Origin of the sequence: Streptomyces sp. NPDC016469 (genome assembly GCF_040632905.1) — a bacterium.
Lineage (GTDB): Bacteria > Actinomycetota > Actinomycetes > Streptomycetales > Streptomycetaceae > Streptomyces.
This window is the reverse complement of sequence record NZ_JBEYCQ010000014.1, coordinates 125,446-139,779: the sequence shown is the minus strand read 5'-3', so window position 1 is coordinate 139,779 and position 14,334 is coordinate 125,446. Positions and strand designations below refer to the sequence as shown.

The window sequence follows — 14,334 nt, the reverse complement described above, 5'->3', positions numbered from 1 at the left end:
GGGGCGGGAAGGGCGGGGCATGGTTGTCTGGCAGCCATGAGCGACCCCGTACGTCCTGATGCGCCGGCCCGCGAAGAGGTGACCGTCTGGTCCCTGGAGCAGACCTCCCCCGACGATCTGCGGCCGTCCGCCGTGCCGGACGCGGGGGTCCGGGTCGTGCGGTCCGAGGTGCCGCTGCCCGAGTTCAGCCGCTTTCTGTACACGGCGGTCGGCGGTGACATCCGGTGGACGGACCGCCTCGGCATGACGTACGCGCAGTGGCGGGAGGCCCTGGAGCGGCCGGGCGCGGAGACGTGGGTGGCGTACGCGAACGGCACGCCCGCGGGCTACATCGAGCTGGACCCGCAGGAGGATGGCGTGGTCGAGATCATGTACTTCGGGCTGATCCCGGCCTTCCGGGGACGGCGGATCGGCGGTCACCTGCTGTCGTACGGCACCGCCCGCGCCTGGGACCTCGCCGAGCGGTGGCCGGAGCGGCCGGCGACGAAGCGGGTGTGGCTGCACACCTGCTCCAAGGATGGTCCGCACGCGATGGACAACTACCTGAGGCGCGGCTTCCGGCTGTTCGACACGCGGACGGAGCTGGAGGAGCCGGTGCCCACCCCCGGCCCGTGGCCGGGCTCCGGCCGCTGAGCCGCACCCCGCACACCCCCGTAACCGTTTCGGCGGCAAATCCCCTTGCTTGTCCTGTTCTACGCCCCACGCGGCGCCCGTCACATGCGTGACGGGCGCCACAGCGTCTCATCAAGCGGGACCAGGCCGTCCACATCATGGATAGTGGTGGACTGCCGCGAGATCCCCATGACACGCTTCCGTCATGTCCGGAACTGGAATTGCCTTGGTGAGTCGACGCCACGTCGACCTCGGCCGCATGTCCAGCGCCATCTGTCCGGCGAGCTGAGAGTCCAGCACCGCCGAGATTCCCTTGCTTCAGTTCAGCCCTGCGCACCGCCGCGCCTCACGCGAGTGTGCCGTTCAGAGCCGCCCTCCCGCAGTCCCGAAGGACGTACTGTCATGGCCGCAACCCCGGAAAAGCCTGCGCCCGCCGCGCCTCGCCGCAAGGTGGGCCGCCACCGCGGCGAAGGCCAGTGGGCGCTGGGGCACTACACTCCCCTCAACGGCAATGAGCAGTTCAAGAAGGACGACGACAGTCTCAACGTGCGGACACGCATTGAGACGATCTACTCCAAGCGCGGATTCGATTCGATCGACCCCAACGACCTTCGTGGGCGCATGCGTTGGTGGGGGCTCTACACCCAGCGCAAGGCCGGCATCGACGGCGGCAAGACCGCGGTGCTGGAGCCCGAGGAGCTGGAGGACAAGTACTTCATGATGCGGGTCCGCATCGACGGCGGGAAGCTGACCACCGAGCAGCTGCGCGTCATCGGCGAGATCTCGCAGGAGTACGCGCGGGGCAGCGCGGACATCACCGACCGGCAGAACGTCCAGATGCACTGGATCCGGATCGAGGACGTCCCGGCGATCTGGCAGAAGCTGGAGGCCGTCGGGCTCTCCACCACCGAGGCGTGCGGCGACTGCCCCCGTACGATGATCGGCTCCCCGGTGGCGGGCATCGCCGCCGACGAGATCATCGACGGCACCCCGGCGCTGGAGGAGATCCACGCCCGGTACATCGGCAGTCCCGAATTCTCCAACCTGCCCCGCAAGTTCAAGACCGCGATCTCCGGCTCCCCGGTCCAGGATGTCGTCCACGAGATCAACGACATCGCCTTCGTGGGCGTCGAACACCCCGAGCACGGACCGGGCTTCGACCTCTGGGTCGGCGGCGGCCTGTCCACCAACCCCCGGCTCGCCGAACGCCTCGGCGCCTGGGTGCCGCTGGACGAGGTCGCGGACGTCTGGGCCGGCGTGGTGGGCATCTTCCGGGACTACGGCTACCGGCGGCTGCGCAACCGGGCCCGGCTGAAGTTCCTGGTCGCCGACTGGGGCGTCGCCAAGTTCCGCCAGATTCTGGAGGACGAGTACCTGAAGCGCCCGCTGCTGGACGGGCCCGCCCCGGCGGAACCGAGCAGCCGGTGGCGCGACCACATCGGCGTCCACCAGCAGCAGGACGGCCGCTTCTACGTCGGGTTCGCCCCCCGGGTCGGCCGGGTCGACGGCTCGACGCTCTCCAAGATCGCGGAGCTGGCCGAGGAGCACGGCTCCGGCCGGGTCCGGACCACCGTCGAACAGAAGATGATCATCCTCGACGTCGAGCAGGACCGGGTCGAGTCCCTGTCCGCCGGTCTTGAGTCGCTCGGCTTCCAGGTGAAGCCCTCGACCTTCCGGCGCGGCACGATGGCCTGCACCGGCATCGAGTACTGCAAGCTGGCGATCGTCGAGACGAAGGCGCGCGGCGCCTCCCTCATCGAGGAACTGGAGCGCAGGCTCCCCGACTTCGACGAGCCCCTGACCATCAACATCAACGGCTGCCCCAACGCCTGCGCCCGCATCCAGACCGCGGACATCGGTCTCAAGGGCCAGCTCGTCCTGGACGAGAACGGCGAGCAGGTGGAGGGCTACCAGGTCCACCTGGGCGGCGCCCTCGGCCTGGACGCCGGCTTCGGCCGCAAGGTGCGCGGCCTGAAGGTCACCTCCGCCGAACTTCCCGACTACGTCGAGCGGGTGCTCGGCCGGTTCCAGGAGGAGCGCGAGGCCGACGAGCGCTTCGCCACCTGGGCGGCACGCGCCAGTGCGGAGTCGCTGTCATGAGCGAGCGCGCCGCCCCGTTCCACTGCCCGTACTGCGGCGACGAGGACCTGCGCCCGCACGAGGCCGGGCACGGGGCATGGGAATGCGCCTCCTGCAATCGGGCGTTCCAGCTGAAGTTCCTGGGCCTGCTGAGCCGGGGACTGACGCCCGACAATGCTGGAGGGGACGGGATATGACGGTCGCTCAGGACATCGACAAGCTCACCGACGAGGAGCTGCGGGAGCTCGCCGAGCGGGCCGGACGCGAGCTGGAGGACGCCTCGGCGCCCGACATCCTCAAGTGGGCCACCGACACCTTCGGCCCCCGGTTCTGCGTCACCTCCTCGATGGAGGACGCGGTCGTCGCGCACCTCGCCTCCCGGGTGATGCCCGGCGTCGACGTGGTGTTCCTCGACACCGGCTACCACTTCGAGGAGACCATCGGCACCCGGGACGCGGTCGACGCCGTGATGGACGTCAACGTCATCACACTGACCCCGCGCCAGACGGTCGCCGAGCAGGACGCCGAGTACGGGCCGAAGCTGCACGACCGCGACCCCGACCTCTGCTGCAAGCTGCGCAAGGTCAAGCCCCTGGAAGAGGGCCTGACCGCGTACGCGGCCTGGGCAACCGGGCTGCGCCGCGACGAGTCCCCGACCCGGGCGAACACCCCGGTCGTCGGCTGGGACGAGAAGCGCCGGAAGGTGAAGGTCTCGCCGATCGCCCGCTGGACCCAGGACGACGTGGACGCCTACGTCGCCGAGCACGGGGTGCTCACCAACCCGCTGCTGATGGACGGTTACGCCTCCGTGGGCTGCGCGCCCTGCACCCGCCGGGTGCTGGAGGGCGAGGACGCCCGGGCCGGCCGCTGGGCCGGGCGGGGCAAGACCGAGTGCGGGCTGCACGGCTGATGACGACTGATCAGGAGATCTCGATGAGCGTGACGGAGACGGGGGCCACCGTCTGGCTGACCGGTCTGCCGAGCGCCGGCAAGACCACCATCGCCTATGAACTCGCCGGGCGGCTGCGCGCCGAGGGCCACCGCGTGGAGGTGCTCGACGGCGACGAGATCCGCGAGTTCCTCTCGGCGGGCCTCGGTTTCTCGCGCGAGGACCGGCACACCAACGTGCAGCGGATCGGCTTCGTCGCCGAACTGCTGGCGGCGAACGGCGTCAAGGTGCTGGTCCCGGTCATCGCCCCGTACGCGGACAGCAGGGACGCCGTCCGCAAGCGGCACCAGGCCGAGGGCACCGCGTATCTGGAGGTGCACGTCGCCACTCCGGTCGAGGTGTGCTCGGAGCGCGATGTGAAGGGGCTTTACGCCAAGCAGGCGGCGGGCGAGATCAGCGGGCTCACCGGGGTGGACGACCCCTACGAGGCACCCGAGTCACCCGATCTGCGGATCGAGTCGCACCGCCAGACCGTGCAGGAGTCCGCGGCGGAGCTGTACGCGCTGCTGAGCGAGAGGGGTGCGGCGTGACGACCGTCGCGACTGTGCAAGAGGGCACCGGCCATCCGTACGCGCTGAGCCACCTGGACTCGCTGGAGTCCGAGGCGGTGCACATCTTCCGCGAGGTGGCGGGCGAGTTCGAGCGGCCGGTGATCCTGTTCTCGGGCGGCAAGGACTCGATCCTGATGCTGCACCTGGCGCTCAAGGCGTTCACGCCGGCGCCGGTGCCGTTCGCCCTGCTGCACGTGGACACCGGGCACAACTTCCCCGAGGTCCTGGCGTACCGCGACCGCGTGGTCGCCGAGCACGGGCTGCGGCTGCACGTCGCCTCCGTGCAGGAGTACATCGACGCCGGCAAGCTCCGCGAGCGCCCCGACGGCACCCGTAACCCGCTCCAGACCGTGCCGCTGACCGAGGCCATCCAGCAGCACCGCTTCGACGCGGTGTTCGGCGGCGGGCGGCGCGACGAGGAGAAGGCGCGCGCCAAGGAGCGGGTCTTCTCGCTGCGCGACGAGTTCTCCCAGTGGGACCCGCGCCGCCAGCGCCCCGAGCTGTGGCAGCTGTACAACGGCCGGCACGCGCCCGGCGAGCACGTCCGGGTCTTCCCGATCTCCAACTGGACCGAGCTGGACGTCTGGCAGTACATCCAGCGCGAGGGCATCGAGCTCCCGTCGATCTACTTCGCCCACGAGCGCGAGGTGTTCAACCGCTCCGGCATGTGGCTGACCGCGGGCGACTGGGGCGGGCCCAAGGAGCACGAGAGCACCGAGACCCGCCAGGTGCGCTACCGCACGGTCGGCGACATGTCCTGCACCGGCGCCGTCGACTCGGACGCCACCACGCTGGACGCCGTGATCACCGAGATCGCCGCCTCCCGGCTCACCGAGCGGGGCGCCACCCGCGCGGACGACAAGATGTCCGAGGCCGCGATGGAAGACCGCAAGCGCGAGGGGTACTTCTAAATGACCACCACAGCTGAGCAGTTGAGCGCCACCACCCTGCTGCGCTTCGCCACCGCCGGGTCGGTCGACGACGGCAAGTCCACCCTCGTGGGACGCCTGCTGCACGACTCCAAGTCGGTCCTCACCGACCAGCTGGAGGCCGTCGAGCACGCCTCGCGCAACCGGGGCCAGGAGGCGCCGGACCTGGCGCTGCTCACCGACGGGCTGCGCGCCGAGCGCGAGCAGGGCATCACCATCGATGTCGCCTACCGCTACTTCGCCACGCCCCGGCGCCGGTTCATCCTCGCGGACACCCCGGGCCATGTGCAGTACACCCGGAACATGGTCACCGGCGCCTCCACGGCCGAGCTGGCCGTGGTCCTGGTCGACGCCCGCAACGGGGTGGTCGAGCAGACCCGCCGGCACGCCGCCGTCGCCGCCCTGCTGCGTGTGCCGCACGTCGTCCTCGCCGTCAACAAGATGGACCTGGTGGACTACGCGGAGCCGGTGTTCGCCGCGATAGCCGAGGAGTTCACCGCGTACGCGGCATCGCTCGGGGTCCCCGAGATCACCGCGATCCCGATCTCCGCGCTGGCCGGCGACAACGTCGTGGAGCCGTCCGCGCACATGGACTGGTACGGCGGCCCGACCGTCCTGGAGCACCTGGAGACGGTCCCGGTCAGCCACGACCTGACCGGCTGCCACGCCCGCTTCCCGGTCCAGTACGTGATCCGGCCGCAGACCGCGGAGCACCCCGACTACCGGGGCTACGCGGGCCAGATCGCCGCCGGGGCGTTCCGGGTCGGCGAGTCCGTGACCGTGCTGCCCTCGGGCCGCACCTCCACGATCGAGGGCATCGACCTGCTCGGCGACTCCGTGGACATCGCCTGGGCGCCCCAGTCGGTGACCCTGCGCCTGGCGGACGACATCGACGTCTCGCGGGGCGACCTCATCGCGCCGGTGGACGACGCGCCGGCCGTCACCCAGGACGTCGAGGCGACCGTCTGCCACGTCGCGGACGAACCGCTCACCGTGGGCCGGCGGGTGCTGCTCAAGCACACCACGCGCACGGTCAAGGCCATCGTCAAGGACATCCCCTCGCGGCTGACCCTGGACGACCTCTCGCAGCACCCGGCCCCGGGCAAGCTGGTCGCCAACGACATCGGCCGGGTCGTGGTCCGGACCGCCGAGCCGCTGGCGCTCGACGCGTACGCCGACTCGCGCCGCACCGGTTCCTTCCTGCTGATCGACCCGGCGGACGGCACCACGCTGTCGGCGGGCATGGCGGGCGCCTCGTTCGCCGCCGTCGATGAGCCGGCGGTCGCGGACGACGACGCGGAGTGGGACTTCTGATGGGCGTCGACGTCTTCTCGACCTTCGCGAAGGAGGGCGGCCGCGTCGGCAGCGGCGCGCTGGGCAGCGGCCAGGGCGGAGTCGGGCGATGTGCGCGATGACGTACGCGCACTGCCTGCGCGCCCGGCTGCACCGCCCGCACCGCCGAAGACCTGCCGACTTCCCGGCCGCGCCCCCGCACGTACGAGGGGCGTGAGCTCCGGGCCTCCGAGAGGAAGACCTCCCGTGCCTGCCCCCCGTACCACGCTGCGCCGCAGCATCGCCGCCGTCGCCTCCCTGCCCCTGCTGGCCGTGGCGCTGACCGCCTGCGGCTACGGCTCCGAGTCGACGGACGACGACGCCAAGAAGGTCAACGCGGCCAGCGGCAAGAAGCTCTCCGCCGACACCGTGCGCATCGGGTACTTCCCGAACCTCACGCACGCCACCGCGCTCGTGGGCGACCAGGAAGGTCTGTTCCAGAAGGAGCTGGGCGGCACCCAGCTCAAGACCGCCACCTTCAACGCCGGCCCGTCCGAGATCGAGGCGCTGAATGCCAGCTCGATCGACATCGGCTTCATCGGCCCCTCGCCGTCCATCAACGGCTACACCAAGTCCAAGGGCAAGAACCTGCGGATCATCGGCGGCTCCGCGTCCGGCGGCGTGAAGCTCGTCGTGAACCCGAAGAAGATCAAGACCCTGGACGACATCAAGGGCAAGAAGATCGCCACCCCGCAGCTCGGCAACACCCAGGACGTGGCGTTCCTCAACTGGATCTCCGAGAAGGGCTGGAAGGTCGACGCCCAGAGCGGCAAGGGTGACGTCTCCGTCGTCCGTACGGACAACAAGGTGACGCCCGACGCCTACCGCTCCGGTTCCATCGACGGCGCCTGGGTCCCCGAGCCGACCGCCTCCAAGCTGGTCGCCGAGGGCGCGAAGGAACTGCTGGACGAGTCGACGCTGTGGCCGGACGACAAGTTCGTGATCACGAACATCATCGTGTCGCAGAAGTTCCTGAAGGAGCACCCGGACGTCGTCGAGGCCGTGCTGCGCGGTTCCGTCGCCACCAACGCCTGGATCAACGCCAACCCGGACAAGGCGAAGGACTCCGCGAACGCCGCGCTGAAGAAGCTCACCGGCAAGGCGCTGCCGCCCGAGGTCCTCGACCCCGCCTGGAAGTCGATCCAGATCACCGACGACCCGCTGGCCGCCACGCTCGATGCCGAGGCGCGGCACGCGGTCAAGGCCGGTCTGCTGGAGGAGCCCGACCTGAAGGGCATCTACGACCTGAAGCCGCTCAACAAGATCCTCAAGGCCGCGGGCAAGCCCGAGGCCGACGACGCCGGCCTCGGCGTCAAGTAACCAGCCGCCCGAAGACCCCCAGGAGGTGACGACCATGGCGAACACCCTCACCAAGGCCGAGGACCGTGTCTCGGTCGGGCACGCCGCTCGTATCGCGCATGTCTCGAAGTCCTTCGCCGGGCCCGCGGGAACGCAGCTGGTCCTGGACGACATCACGCTCGATGTCGCCCCGGGCGAGTTCGTCACCCTCCTGGGAGCCTCCGGGTGCGGCAAGTCGACGCTGCTCAATCTGGTGGCCGGGCTCGACCGGCCGACCGGGGGCAGCATCGAGACCCCCGGCGGGCGTCCCGCCCTGATGTTCCAGGAGCACGCCCTGTTCCCGTGGCTCACCGCGGGCAAGAACATCGAACTGGCCCTGCGCCTGCGCGGGGTGCCGAAGTCCCAGCGCCGTGAGGAGGCGGAACGGCTGCTGGAACTGGTCCGGCTCGGCGGGGCGTACGGGAAGCGGGTGCACGAGCTGTCCGGCGGTATGCGGCAGCGCGTGGCGATGGCCCGCGCGCTCGCCCAGGACAGCCAACTGCTGCTGATGGACGAGCCGTTCGCGGCGCTCGACGCCATCACCCGGGATGTGCTGCACGACGAGCTGACCCGGATCTGGCGCGAGACGAACGTCTCGGTCCTCTTCGTCACACACAACGTGCGCGAGGCCGTGCGCCTCGCCGAGCGCGTGGTGCTGCTCTCGTCCCGCCCCGGCCGGATCGCCCGTGAGTGGACGGTCGACATCGAGCAGCCGCGCCGTATCGAGGACACCGCCGTCGCGGAACTGTCCGTCGAGATCACCGAACAACTGCGTGGGGAGATCCGCCGTCATGGCCAGCACTGACATCAAGTCGGACGAGGCGGGGTCCGGCGGGGGCGGGAAGCCGGACGACCTGGCCGGCCTCGAAGCCGGTCTGGACGCCCTGGACGCGGTGCAGGTGCAGCGCACCCCGGTGCGCGAGGTCCTGCTGCGCAAGGTCCTGCCCCCGCTCACCGCGGTGGCCCTGGTCCTGGTCGTCTGGCAGCTCCTCGTCTGGGGCGAGGTGACCGAGGACTACAAGCTGCCCTCGCCGTCCGCCGTCTGGGACAGCGCCCACGACATGTGGCTGCGGGGCACGCTGCTGGAGGTGGTGTGGACCAGCGTCTCGCGGGGTCTGCTCGGCTTCCTGCTGTCGGTGGCGATCGGCACCCCGCTGGGGCTGCTGGTCGCCCGGGTGAAGTTCGTCCGGGCCGCGATCGGCCCGATCCTGTCCGGGCTCCAGTCCCTGCCCTCGGTGGCCTGGGTGGCGCCGGCGGTGATCTGGCTCGGGCTGAACGATTCGATGATGTTCGCGGTCATCCTGCTCGGCGCGGTGCCCTCGATCGCCAACGGGCTGGTCTCGGGCGTCGACCAGGTGCCCCCGCTCTTCCTGCGGGCCGGCCGCACCCTGGGCGCGACCGGGATGCGCGGCACCTGGCTGATCGTGATGCCGGCCGCCCTGCCGGGCTATCTGGCGGGCCTCAAGCAGGGCTGGGCGTTCTCCTGGCGTTCGCTGATGGCCGCCGAGATCATCGCCTCGTCCCCGGACCTCGGCCTCGGGCTCGGCCAGTTGCTGGAGAACGGCCGCAACAACGCGGACATGCCGGGGATCTTCCTCGCCATCATCCTGATCCTTTTCGTCGGCATCGCCATCGACCTGCTCATCTTCAGCCCGCTGGAGCGGTGGGTGCTGCGCAGCCGCGGCCTCCTCGTCAAGAACTGAGCCCCCATGTCCTCTCCGGTCCTCCTCGTCATCGCCCACGGCAGCCGCGACCCTCGGCACGCCGCGACCGTGCACGCGCTGACCGCGCGGGTACGGGCGCTGCGCCCCGGGCTGCGCGTGGAGACGGGGTTCCTGGACTTCAACGCGCCCTCGGTGCCGCGGCTCCTGGAACGGCTGGCGGCCGAGGGGGCGTCCGAGGTGGTGGCGCTGCCGCTGCTCCTCACCCGGGCCTTCCACGCCAAGTCGGACATCCCGGCGGTGTTGCGCGAGGCCCGTGCGGCACTGCCCCGGCTGCGGGTCCGGCAGGCCGAGGTGCTCGGCCCGTCGCCGCTGCTGAACGCCGCGCTGGAACGGCGGCTGTACGAGGCCGGGGTGCGCCCCGGCGACCGTGGCTCGACCGGGCTCGTCCTGGCCTCGGCGGGCTCATCAGACCCGGAGGCGAACGCAGTGATCGCTGAAATCGCGCGGGAGCTGCGGCACACCGGTTGGTGTTCCGTGCGGCCTGCGTTCGCCTCCGCTGTTGGTGCCGGTGACCGTACCGAGGACGCGGTACGTGCCCTGCGGGCCGAGGGGGTCGGCCGGGTGGCGGTCGCCCCGTATGTGATCGCGCCCGGCCGCCTCCCGGACCGCATCGCGGCGGGGGCGGCCGAGGCCGGCGCGGACGTGCTGGCCGGGGTGCTGGGCCCGGCCCCGGAGCTGGCCCGGCTGCTGCTCGACCGGTACGACGAGGCCCACGCGACGGCGGCGCGGCCGGTCGCGGTCAGCGCCTGAGGCGAGCGGCGCGGCGGACCCGGTTCAGCCGACGTCGATGCCGCCGGTCCGGGTGCGCTTCAGCTCGAAGAAGTCGGCGTGGCCGGCGAGCACCCGGAAGCTGTCGAAGAGCCGGGCCGCCTCCTCGCCGCGCGGGACCGCCCGGAGCACCGGCCCGAACCACACCGTGCCGTCGACGTGGAGGGTGGGCGTGCCGACGTAGCCGCCCGCCTCCGGGTCCCGGCCGGCCTCGTGGCTGCGCCGCACGGCCTCGTCGTACGCCTCGCCGTGCGCGGCCTTCGCGAGGTGTGCGGGCAGGTCGAGCTCGGCGAGGGACTGGGCGACGACCTGGTCGAAGTCCTCGTTCTTCTGCTGGTGGATGCGACTGCCGAAGGCGGTGTAGAGGTCGCGCAGGATCTCCTCGCCGCACTCCTCGGCCGCGGCGGCGGCGACCCGGACGGGGCCGATCGACCGGTCGACCAGGTCGCGGTACCAGTCGGGGAGTTCGTTGCCCTCGTTGTGCAGGTAGAGGCTCATGACGTGGAAGCGCAGCTCGATGTCGCGGTGCTGCTCCACCTCCAGCATCCAGCGGGAGGTGATCCAGGCGAACGGGCAGGCCGGGTCGAAGTAGAAGTCGACGACCGGCCTGCCCGGTTCCGGGGCGGGGTGAGTGGTCATGGAGCGAGCCTAGCCAGCCGGTGGCGCACTCCCCCGGGCCATTCGGCGCCCGTCCGCCTGGGCCAATCTCAGCCCGCGCGCCACTGGGGGTCGCGCCCGCTCAGCGCCAGGGCGCGGGTGAACCCGGTGGCGCCGGGGACGTCCACCTCTTCGGTGAACCCCTCGTACTGGCGGTAGAGCGCGGCCGTCTTCTCGATGGTGGCGAGGAGGTACGCGGCTGCCTCGTCGGAGATCCGGAACTCCTGGCCGGTGGCCCGGGCCACGTCCCAGCCGTGCAGCGCGATCTCCTCGACGAGCATCGCGGCGGTGTCGGCGGCCGGGGACGCGGAGTCGCCCTCGCCGATGGTGCCCTCCCAGACGGCTGGGTCGGACCAGGCGGCGACGGCCCGGTCGAGCTGGGCGGCGTACCGCTCGGCCCAGTCGGCGTCGGCGGTGAAGTCGCGGGCGATCAGCTCCTCGGGGAGCTCGGTGCGCCGGGCGCGGTGCTCCATGCCGTGCGAGGTGTAGAGGACCCAGTGGTTGACGAGGGTGCGCAGGTCCCAGTCCGCGCAGGGCGTGATGGTGGCCTCCAGCTGTGGTGCGGTGACGCCCCGGGCCACGCGGGCGGCCTCGGCGGCGCATTCGGTCATATGGGCGTGCTCGGTCTTCATGCACCCCAACCTAGGCAGGTGCGCGCGGCCGGTATTGAAAAAAGGCGACAGGTGCCGGGCGCGGAGGGTGTACGGGCCACGGATAGGCTTTCCGGTGCGCGGATGAGCGCTCGCGCCCGTACGAAGGAGCAGCCGCACGTGACCACCACCGCACCCCTGTCCCCCTCCGTCGTCACTGCCCCCGTCCCGGTCATCCGGGCCGACGAGGTCTCGCTCGTACGCGACGGCAGCGTCCTGCTCGACGCGGTGTCGCTCACCGTGCGCGGCGGGGAGCACTGGGCGCTGCTCGGCGCGAACGGGGCGGGCAAGAGCACCCTGCTCGGGCTGCTCGGGGCGGTGACGCATCCGACGCGGGGTTCGGTCGAGGTGCTGGGCCGCACGCTGGGGCGGGTCGATCTGCGGGAGTTGCGGACGCTGCTCGGCCATGTCAATCCGCGCCATCCGCTGCGTTCCCCGCTGACGGTGAGCGAGGTGGTGCTGACCGGGCTGACGAACTCGGTGGAGCCGGTGCCGCGCTGGTCGCCGGGTCCGGGGCAGCGGGAGCGGGCGGAGCGGCTGCTGAAGATGCTGGGCATGGGCGGCAAGACGGGCTCGCGCTGGCCGGCCCTGTCGCAGGGCGAGCGCGGCCGTACGCTCATCGCGCGCGCCCTGATGCCGCAGCCCCGGCTGCTGCTGCTCGACGAGCCGGCGACGGGGCTCGACCTGGCCGCCCGGGAACAGCTGCTGGACAGTCTGGACGCGTTGCGCGAGGAGCATCCGGAGCTGGCGACCGTGCTGGTCACCCATCATCTGGAGGAGCTGCCCGCCTCCACCACGCACGCGATGCTGCTGCGCGGTGGGCGGTGCCTGGCCTCGGGTGCGGCGGACGAGGTGCTGACCACGGACCTGGTCAGCGAGTGCTTCGGCCACCCGGTCCGCATCAGCCGGACGGACGGCCGGTGGGCGGCCCGGGCACGGCGGACGCCCCGGGGCTGACGTCGGAGGGCGTGGCGTCGAAGGGCGTGGCCTGGTGGTAGTAGAGGAGCCAGCCCGTCCCGGTGAGCCGCCACAGTGAACTCCGGTGCGCGCGCCTGCCCTTGGCCTCGGTGTCGAAGGTGAGGTGGACGAGCCCGTCGGCGAGGTGCACGCCGCGCATGCGTGAGGCGGTGAGCCGGCCGGGGCCCGGGGCCCGGCCCGAGACGAGCAGGTCGGTGATCGTCGTCCGGTCCCAGTGGCGGCCCGTCGTGTCCACCTCGCGGTAGTCGGGGTGCAGCACCTCGTCGAGGAGGTGGGCGGAGGCCCGGACCAGGGGGTCCAGGAGCCGGAGCTCCCCCTCGATGGCCGCGGCCACGCCCGGCGCCGGTCCGGTCATGGCCGCCTCCCGTCCGCATCGGTCGTCATGGTGCAAGCGTAGGACGGTATACGCGGACCGGGCGGCCGCCGCGCCCCGTGGGGGAGAGCGCGGGGGCCGCCCGGCCGGTCGCGCTGTTACTCGACGATCTTCAGGAGCTTGTTCGCCGTTCCCTCGGTGGCGTTGCCGATGGCGTCCGGGGTCGCCCCTTCGGTCAGGGCCGTGGCGACATCGGCCGGGGTGGCGTCCGGGTGCCCGGCCAGGTAGACGGCGGCGGCGCCGACGACGTGCGGGGTCGCCATCGACGTACCGGAGATGGTGTGGGAGCCGGTGTCGCTGTCGTTCCAGGACGAGGTGATGTCGGAGCCCGGGGCGTAGAGGTCCACGACCGAGCCGTAGTTGGAGAACGACGACTGCTCGTCGTCCACGGTGGACGAGGCGACGGTGATGGCCTCGGGGACGCGGGACGGGGAGCCCTCGCCCGCGTCGCTCGACTCGTTGCCCGCGGCGACCGCGAAGGTGACGCCGGAGGCGATGGCCTTCCGGACCGCCGCGTCGAGCGCTTCGTCGGCGCCGCCGCCCAGGCTCATGTTGGCGACGGACGGGCCCTGGTGGTGCTCGGTGACCCAGTCGATGCCGGCGACGACCTGCTCGGTGGTGCCGGAGCCGGAGTCGTCCAGGACGCGGACGGCGACGATCTTCGCCTTCTTGGCGACGCCGTACGTCGACCCGGCTATGGTGCCGGCGACATGGGTGCCGTGGCCGTTGCCGTCGTCGGCGCTGTCGTCGTTGTCGACGGCGTCGAAGCCGGAGCTCGCCCTGCCGCCGAACTCCTCGTGGGTGGTGCGGACCCCGGTGTCGATGACGTACGCGGTGACGCCTTCGCCCGCGCTGTCCGGGTAGGTGTACGCGTTGTCGCCGGCGGTCTCCGTCTGGTCGATGCGGTCCAGGCCCCAGGAGGGGGGGTTGTCCTGGGTGGCGTCGATGTGGAACTTCTTGTTCTGGACGACCTTGGAGACGGCCGGGTCGGCGGCGAGCCGCTTGGCCTCGGTCTCCGAAAGGCCGCTGGCGGAGAAGCCGTTGATGGCGGAGCTGTAGTTGCGCTTCAGCTGTCCGCCGTACTCCTCGGCGAGCTCCGCCTTGTCCGCCTTCTGGTCCAGCATCACGATGTAGCTGCCGGAGACCGCGGTCGCCGCGTCGGCGCCGTAGACCTTGCCCATGGCCGGAGCGGGTGTCGCTCCGGCGAACGGGGTGCCCAGCAGGGTGACGCCGGCGGCGGCCGCGGCCGCGGTGATGGAGGCGGTCAGCTTGAACCGGCGTGCGCGCTTGTGAATGGCCATGAAGAGGGGTCTCCTCGTCATTCTTTGTGGGGGGATTGGCCCCCGGCCGGAAGATCTCCGGGGGTTGGCTCGAAACCCTGACCGATTGACGCG

At 71.4% G+C, this 14,334-nt stretch carries 17 protein-coding genes; 13 read left to right on the top strand and 4 right to left on the bottom strand.

Annotated elements, in window-relative coordinates; all coding sequences use genetic code 11:
• Window positions 1-36: 36 nt before the first annotated feature.
• The 12 genes from ABZ565_RS18215 (at window position 37) to ABZ565_RS18160 (ending at window position 10,264) form a co-directional block, all read left to right on the top strand.
• Window positions 37-633 (top strand): GNAT family N-acetyltransferase, encoded by a 597-nt coding sequence (locus ABZ565_RS18215; RefSeq protein WP_361027343.1) that lies wholly within the window; start codon window positions 37-39, stop codon window positions 631-633.
• 184 nt (window positions 634-817) lie between these two features.
• A complete protein-coding gene (locus ABZ565_RS18210) occupies window positions 818-901 on the top strand; it encodes a putative leader peptide (RefSeq protein WP_309486338.1) in 84 nt (27 codons plus the stop codon).
• 113 nt (window positions 902-1,014) lie between these two features.
• Window positions 1,015-2,712, top strand: coding sequence for a nitrite/sulfite reductase (locus tag ABZ565_RS18205; RefSeq protein ID WP_361027340.1), 1,698 nt, complete (start codon window positions 1,015-1,017; stop codon window positions 2,710-2,712).
• On the top strand, window positions 2,709-2,888 hold the full coding sequence (locus tag ABZ565_RS18200) for a hypothetical protein (RefSeq protein WP_361027338.1): 180 nt from the start codon (window positions 2,709-2,711) through the stop codon (window positions 2,886-2,888). Before ABZ565_RS18205 ends, ABZ565_RS18200 begins: the two co-directional genes overlap by 4 nt.
• The gene (locus ABZ565_RS18195; RefSeq protein ID WP_361027336.1) at window positions 2,885-3,601 is read left to right on the top strand and encodes a phosphoadenylyl-sulfate reductase; all 717 of its coding nucleotides are present in this window, start codon (window positions 2,885-2,887) and stop codon (window positions 3,599-3,601) included. The genes ABZ565_RS18200 and ABZ565_RS18195 overlap by 4 nt, the downstream gene beginning before the upstream one ends.
• Window positions 3,601-4,170, top strand: a complete 570-nt coding sequence (cysC, locus tag ABZ565_RS18190) for an adenylyl-sulfate kinase (RefSeq protein WP_361027333.1) — start codon at window positions 3,601-3,603, stop codon at window positions 4,168-4,170. Before ABZ565_RS18195 ends, cysC begins: the two co-directional genes overlap by 1 nt.
• Window positions 4,167-5,102: a sulfate adenylyltransferase subunit CysD gene (cysD, locus tag ABZ565_RS18185; RefSeq protein WP_361027330.1), complete on the top strand. Its 936-nt coding sequence runs from the start codon at window positions 4,167-4,169 to the stop codon at window positions 5,100-5,102. The genes cysC and cysD overlap by 4 nt, the downstream gene beginning before the upstream one ends.
• On the top strand, window positions 5,103-6,434 hold the full coding sequence (locus ABZ565_RS18180) for a GTP-binding protein (RefSeq protein ID WP_361027327.1): 1,332 nt from the start codon (window positions 5,103-5,105) through the stop codon (window positions 6,432-6,434).
• A gap of 225 nt (window positions 6,435-6,659) precedes the next feature.
• The gene (locus tag ABZ565_RS18175; RefSeq protein WP_361027324.1) at window positions 6,660-7,772 is read left to right on the top strand and encodes an aliphatic sulfonate ABC transporter substrate-binding protein; all 1,113 of its coding nucleotides are present in this window, start codon (window positions 6,660-6,662) and stop codon (window positions 7,770-7,772) included.
• Window positions 7,773-7,806: 34 nt separating this feature from the next.
• Window positions 7,807-8,595, top strand: a complete 789-nt coding sequence (locus tag ABZ565_RS18170) for an ABC transporter ATP-binding protein (RefSeq protein ID WP_361027321.1) — start codon at window positions 7,807-7,809, stop codon at window positions 8,593-8,595.
• Window positions 8,582-9,493, top strand: a complete 912-nt coding sequence (locus ABZ565_RS18165) for an ABC transporter permease (RefSeq protein ID WP_361027318.1) — start codon at window positions 8,582-8,584, stop codon at window positions 9,491-9,493. Before ABZ565_RS18170 ends, ABZ565_RS18165 begins: the two co-directional genes overlap by 14 nt.
• 6 nt (window positions 9,494-9,499) lie before the next feature.
• Window positions 9,500-10,264: a sirohydrochlorin chelatase gene (locus ABZ565_RS18160; protein ID WP_361027315.1), complete on the top strand. Its 765-nt coding sequence runs from the start codon at window positions 9,500-9,502 to the stop codon at window positions 10,262-10,264.
• A 24-nt stretch (window positions 10,265-10,288) separates the two neighbouring features.
• Here ABZ565_RS18160 and ABZ565_RS18155 read toward each other — a convergent pair whose 3' ends face one another.
• Both ABZ565_RS18155 and ABZ565_RS18150 read right to left on the bottom strand, forming a co-directional pair.
• Window positions 10,289-10,921: a DsbA family protein gene (locus ABZ565_RS18155; protein WP_361027312.1), complete on the bottom strand. Its 633-nt coding sequence runs from the start codon at window positions 10,919-10,921 to the stop codon at window positions 10,289-10,291.
• 68 nt (window positions 10,922-10,989) lie between these two features.
• Window positions 10,990-11,571, bottom strand: a complete 582-nt coding sequence (locus tag ABZ565_RS18150; protein ID WP_361027309.1) for a TIGR03086 family metal-binding protein — start codon at window positions 11,569-11,571, stop codon at window positions 10,990-10,992.
• Window positions 11,572-11,709: 138 nt separating this feature from the next.
• Here ABZ565_RS18150 and ABZ565_RS18145 point away from each other — a divergent pair, with 138 nt between their 5' ends.
• Window positions 11,710-12,546 (top strand): ATP-binding cassette domain-containing protein, encoded by an 837-nt coding sequence (locus ABZ565_RS18145; protein ID WP_361027306.1) that lies wholly within the window; start codon window positions 11,710-11,712, stop codon window positions 12,544-12,546.
• Here the strand turns inward: ABZ565_RS18145 and ABZ565_RS18140 are convergent.
• Window positions 12,491-12,922, bottom strand: coding sequence for a nuclear transport factor 2 family protein (locus ABZ565_RS18140; protein ID WP_361027303.1), 432 nt, complete (start codon window positions 12,920-12,922; stop codon window positions 12,491-12,493). The two genes, ABZ565_RS18145 and ABZ565_RS18140, sit on opposite strands and share 56 nt — an antisense overlap.
• A 116-nt stretch (window positions 12,923-13,038) precedes the next feature.
• Complete coding sequence (locus ABZ565_RS18135) at window positions 13,039-14,241, bottom strand: S8 family peptidase (RefSeq protein WP_361027301.1); 1,203 nt, start codon at window positions 14,239-14,241, stop codon at window positions 13,039-13,041.
• Between the last annotated feature and the right edge of the window lie 93 nt (window positions 14,242-14,334).

Coding starts and splice junctions, on each gene's coding strand:
- ABZ565_RS18215 (WP_361027343.1), top strand. CDS start 37: ATGAGCGACCCCGTACGTCCTGATGCGCCGGCCCGCGAAGAGGTGACC.
- ABZ565_RS18210 (WP_309486338.1), top strand. CDS start 818: ATGTCCGGAACTGGAATTGCCTTGGTGAGTCGACGCCACGTCGACCTC.
- ABZ565_RS18205 (WP_361027340.1), top strand. CDS start 1,015: ATGGCCGCAACCCCGGAAAAGCCTGCGCCCGCCGCGCCTCGCCGCAAG.
- ABZ565_RS18200 (WP_361027338.1), top strand. CDS start 2,709: ATGAGCGAGCGCGCCGCCCCGTTCCACTGCCCGTACTGCGGCGACGAG.
- ABZ565_RS18195 (WP_361027336.1), top strand. CDS start 2,885: ATGACGGTCGCTCAGGACATCGACAAGCTCACCGACGAGGAGCTGCGG.
- cysC (WP_361027333.1), top strand. CDS start 3,601: ATGACGACTGATCAGGAGATCTCGATGAGCGTGACGGAGACGGGGGCC.
- ABZ565_RS18180 (WP_361027327.1), top strand. CDS start 5,103: ATGACCACCACAGCTGAGCAGTTGAGCGCCACCACCCTGCTGCGCTTC.
- ABZ565_RS18170 (WP_361027321.1), top strand. CDS start 7,807: ATGGCGAACACCCTCACCAAGGCCGAGGACCGTGTCTCGGTCGGGCAC.
- ABZ565_RS18165 (WP_361027318.1), top strand. CDS start 8,582: ATGGCCAGCACTGACATCAAGTCGGACGAGGCGGGGTCCGGCGGGGGC.
- ABZ565_RS18160 (WP_361027315.1), top strand. CDS start 9,500: ATGTCCTCTCCGGTCCTCCTCGTCATCGCCCACGGCAGCCGCGACCCT.
- ABZ565_RS18155 (WP_361027312.1), bottom strand. CDS start 10,921: ATGACCACTCACCCCGCCCCGGAACCGGGCAGGCCGGTCGTCGACTTC.
- ABZ565_RS18150 (WP_361027309.1), bottom strand. CDS start 11,571: ATGAAGACCGAGCACGCCCATATGACCGAATGCGCCGCCGAGGCCGCC.
- ABZ565_RS18140 (WP_361027303.1), bottom strand. CDS start 12,922: ATGACCGGACCGGCGCCGGGCGTGGCCGCGGCCATCGAGGGGGAGCTC.
- ABZ565_RS18135 (WP_361027301.1), bottom strand. CDS start 14,241: ATGGCCATTCACAAGCGCGCACGCCGGTTCAAGCTGACCGCCTCCATC.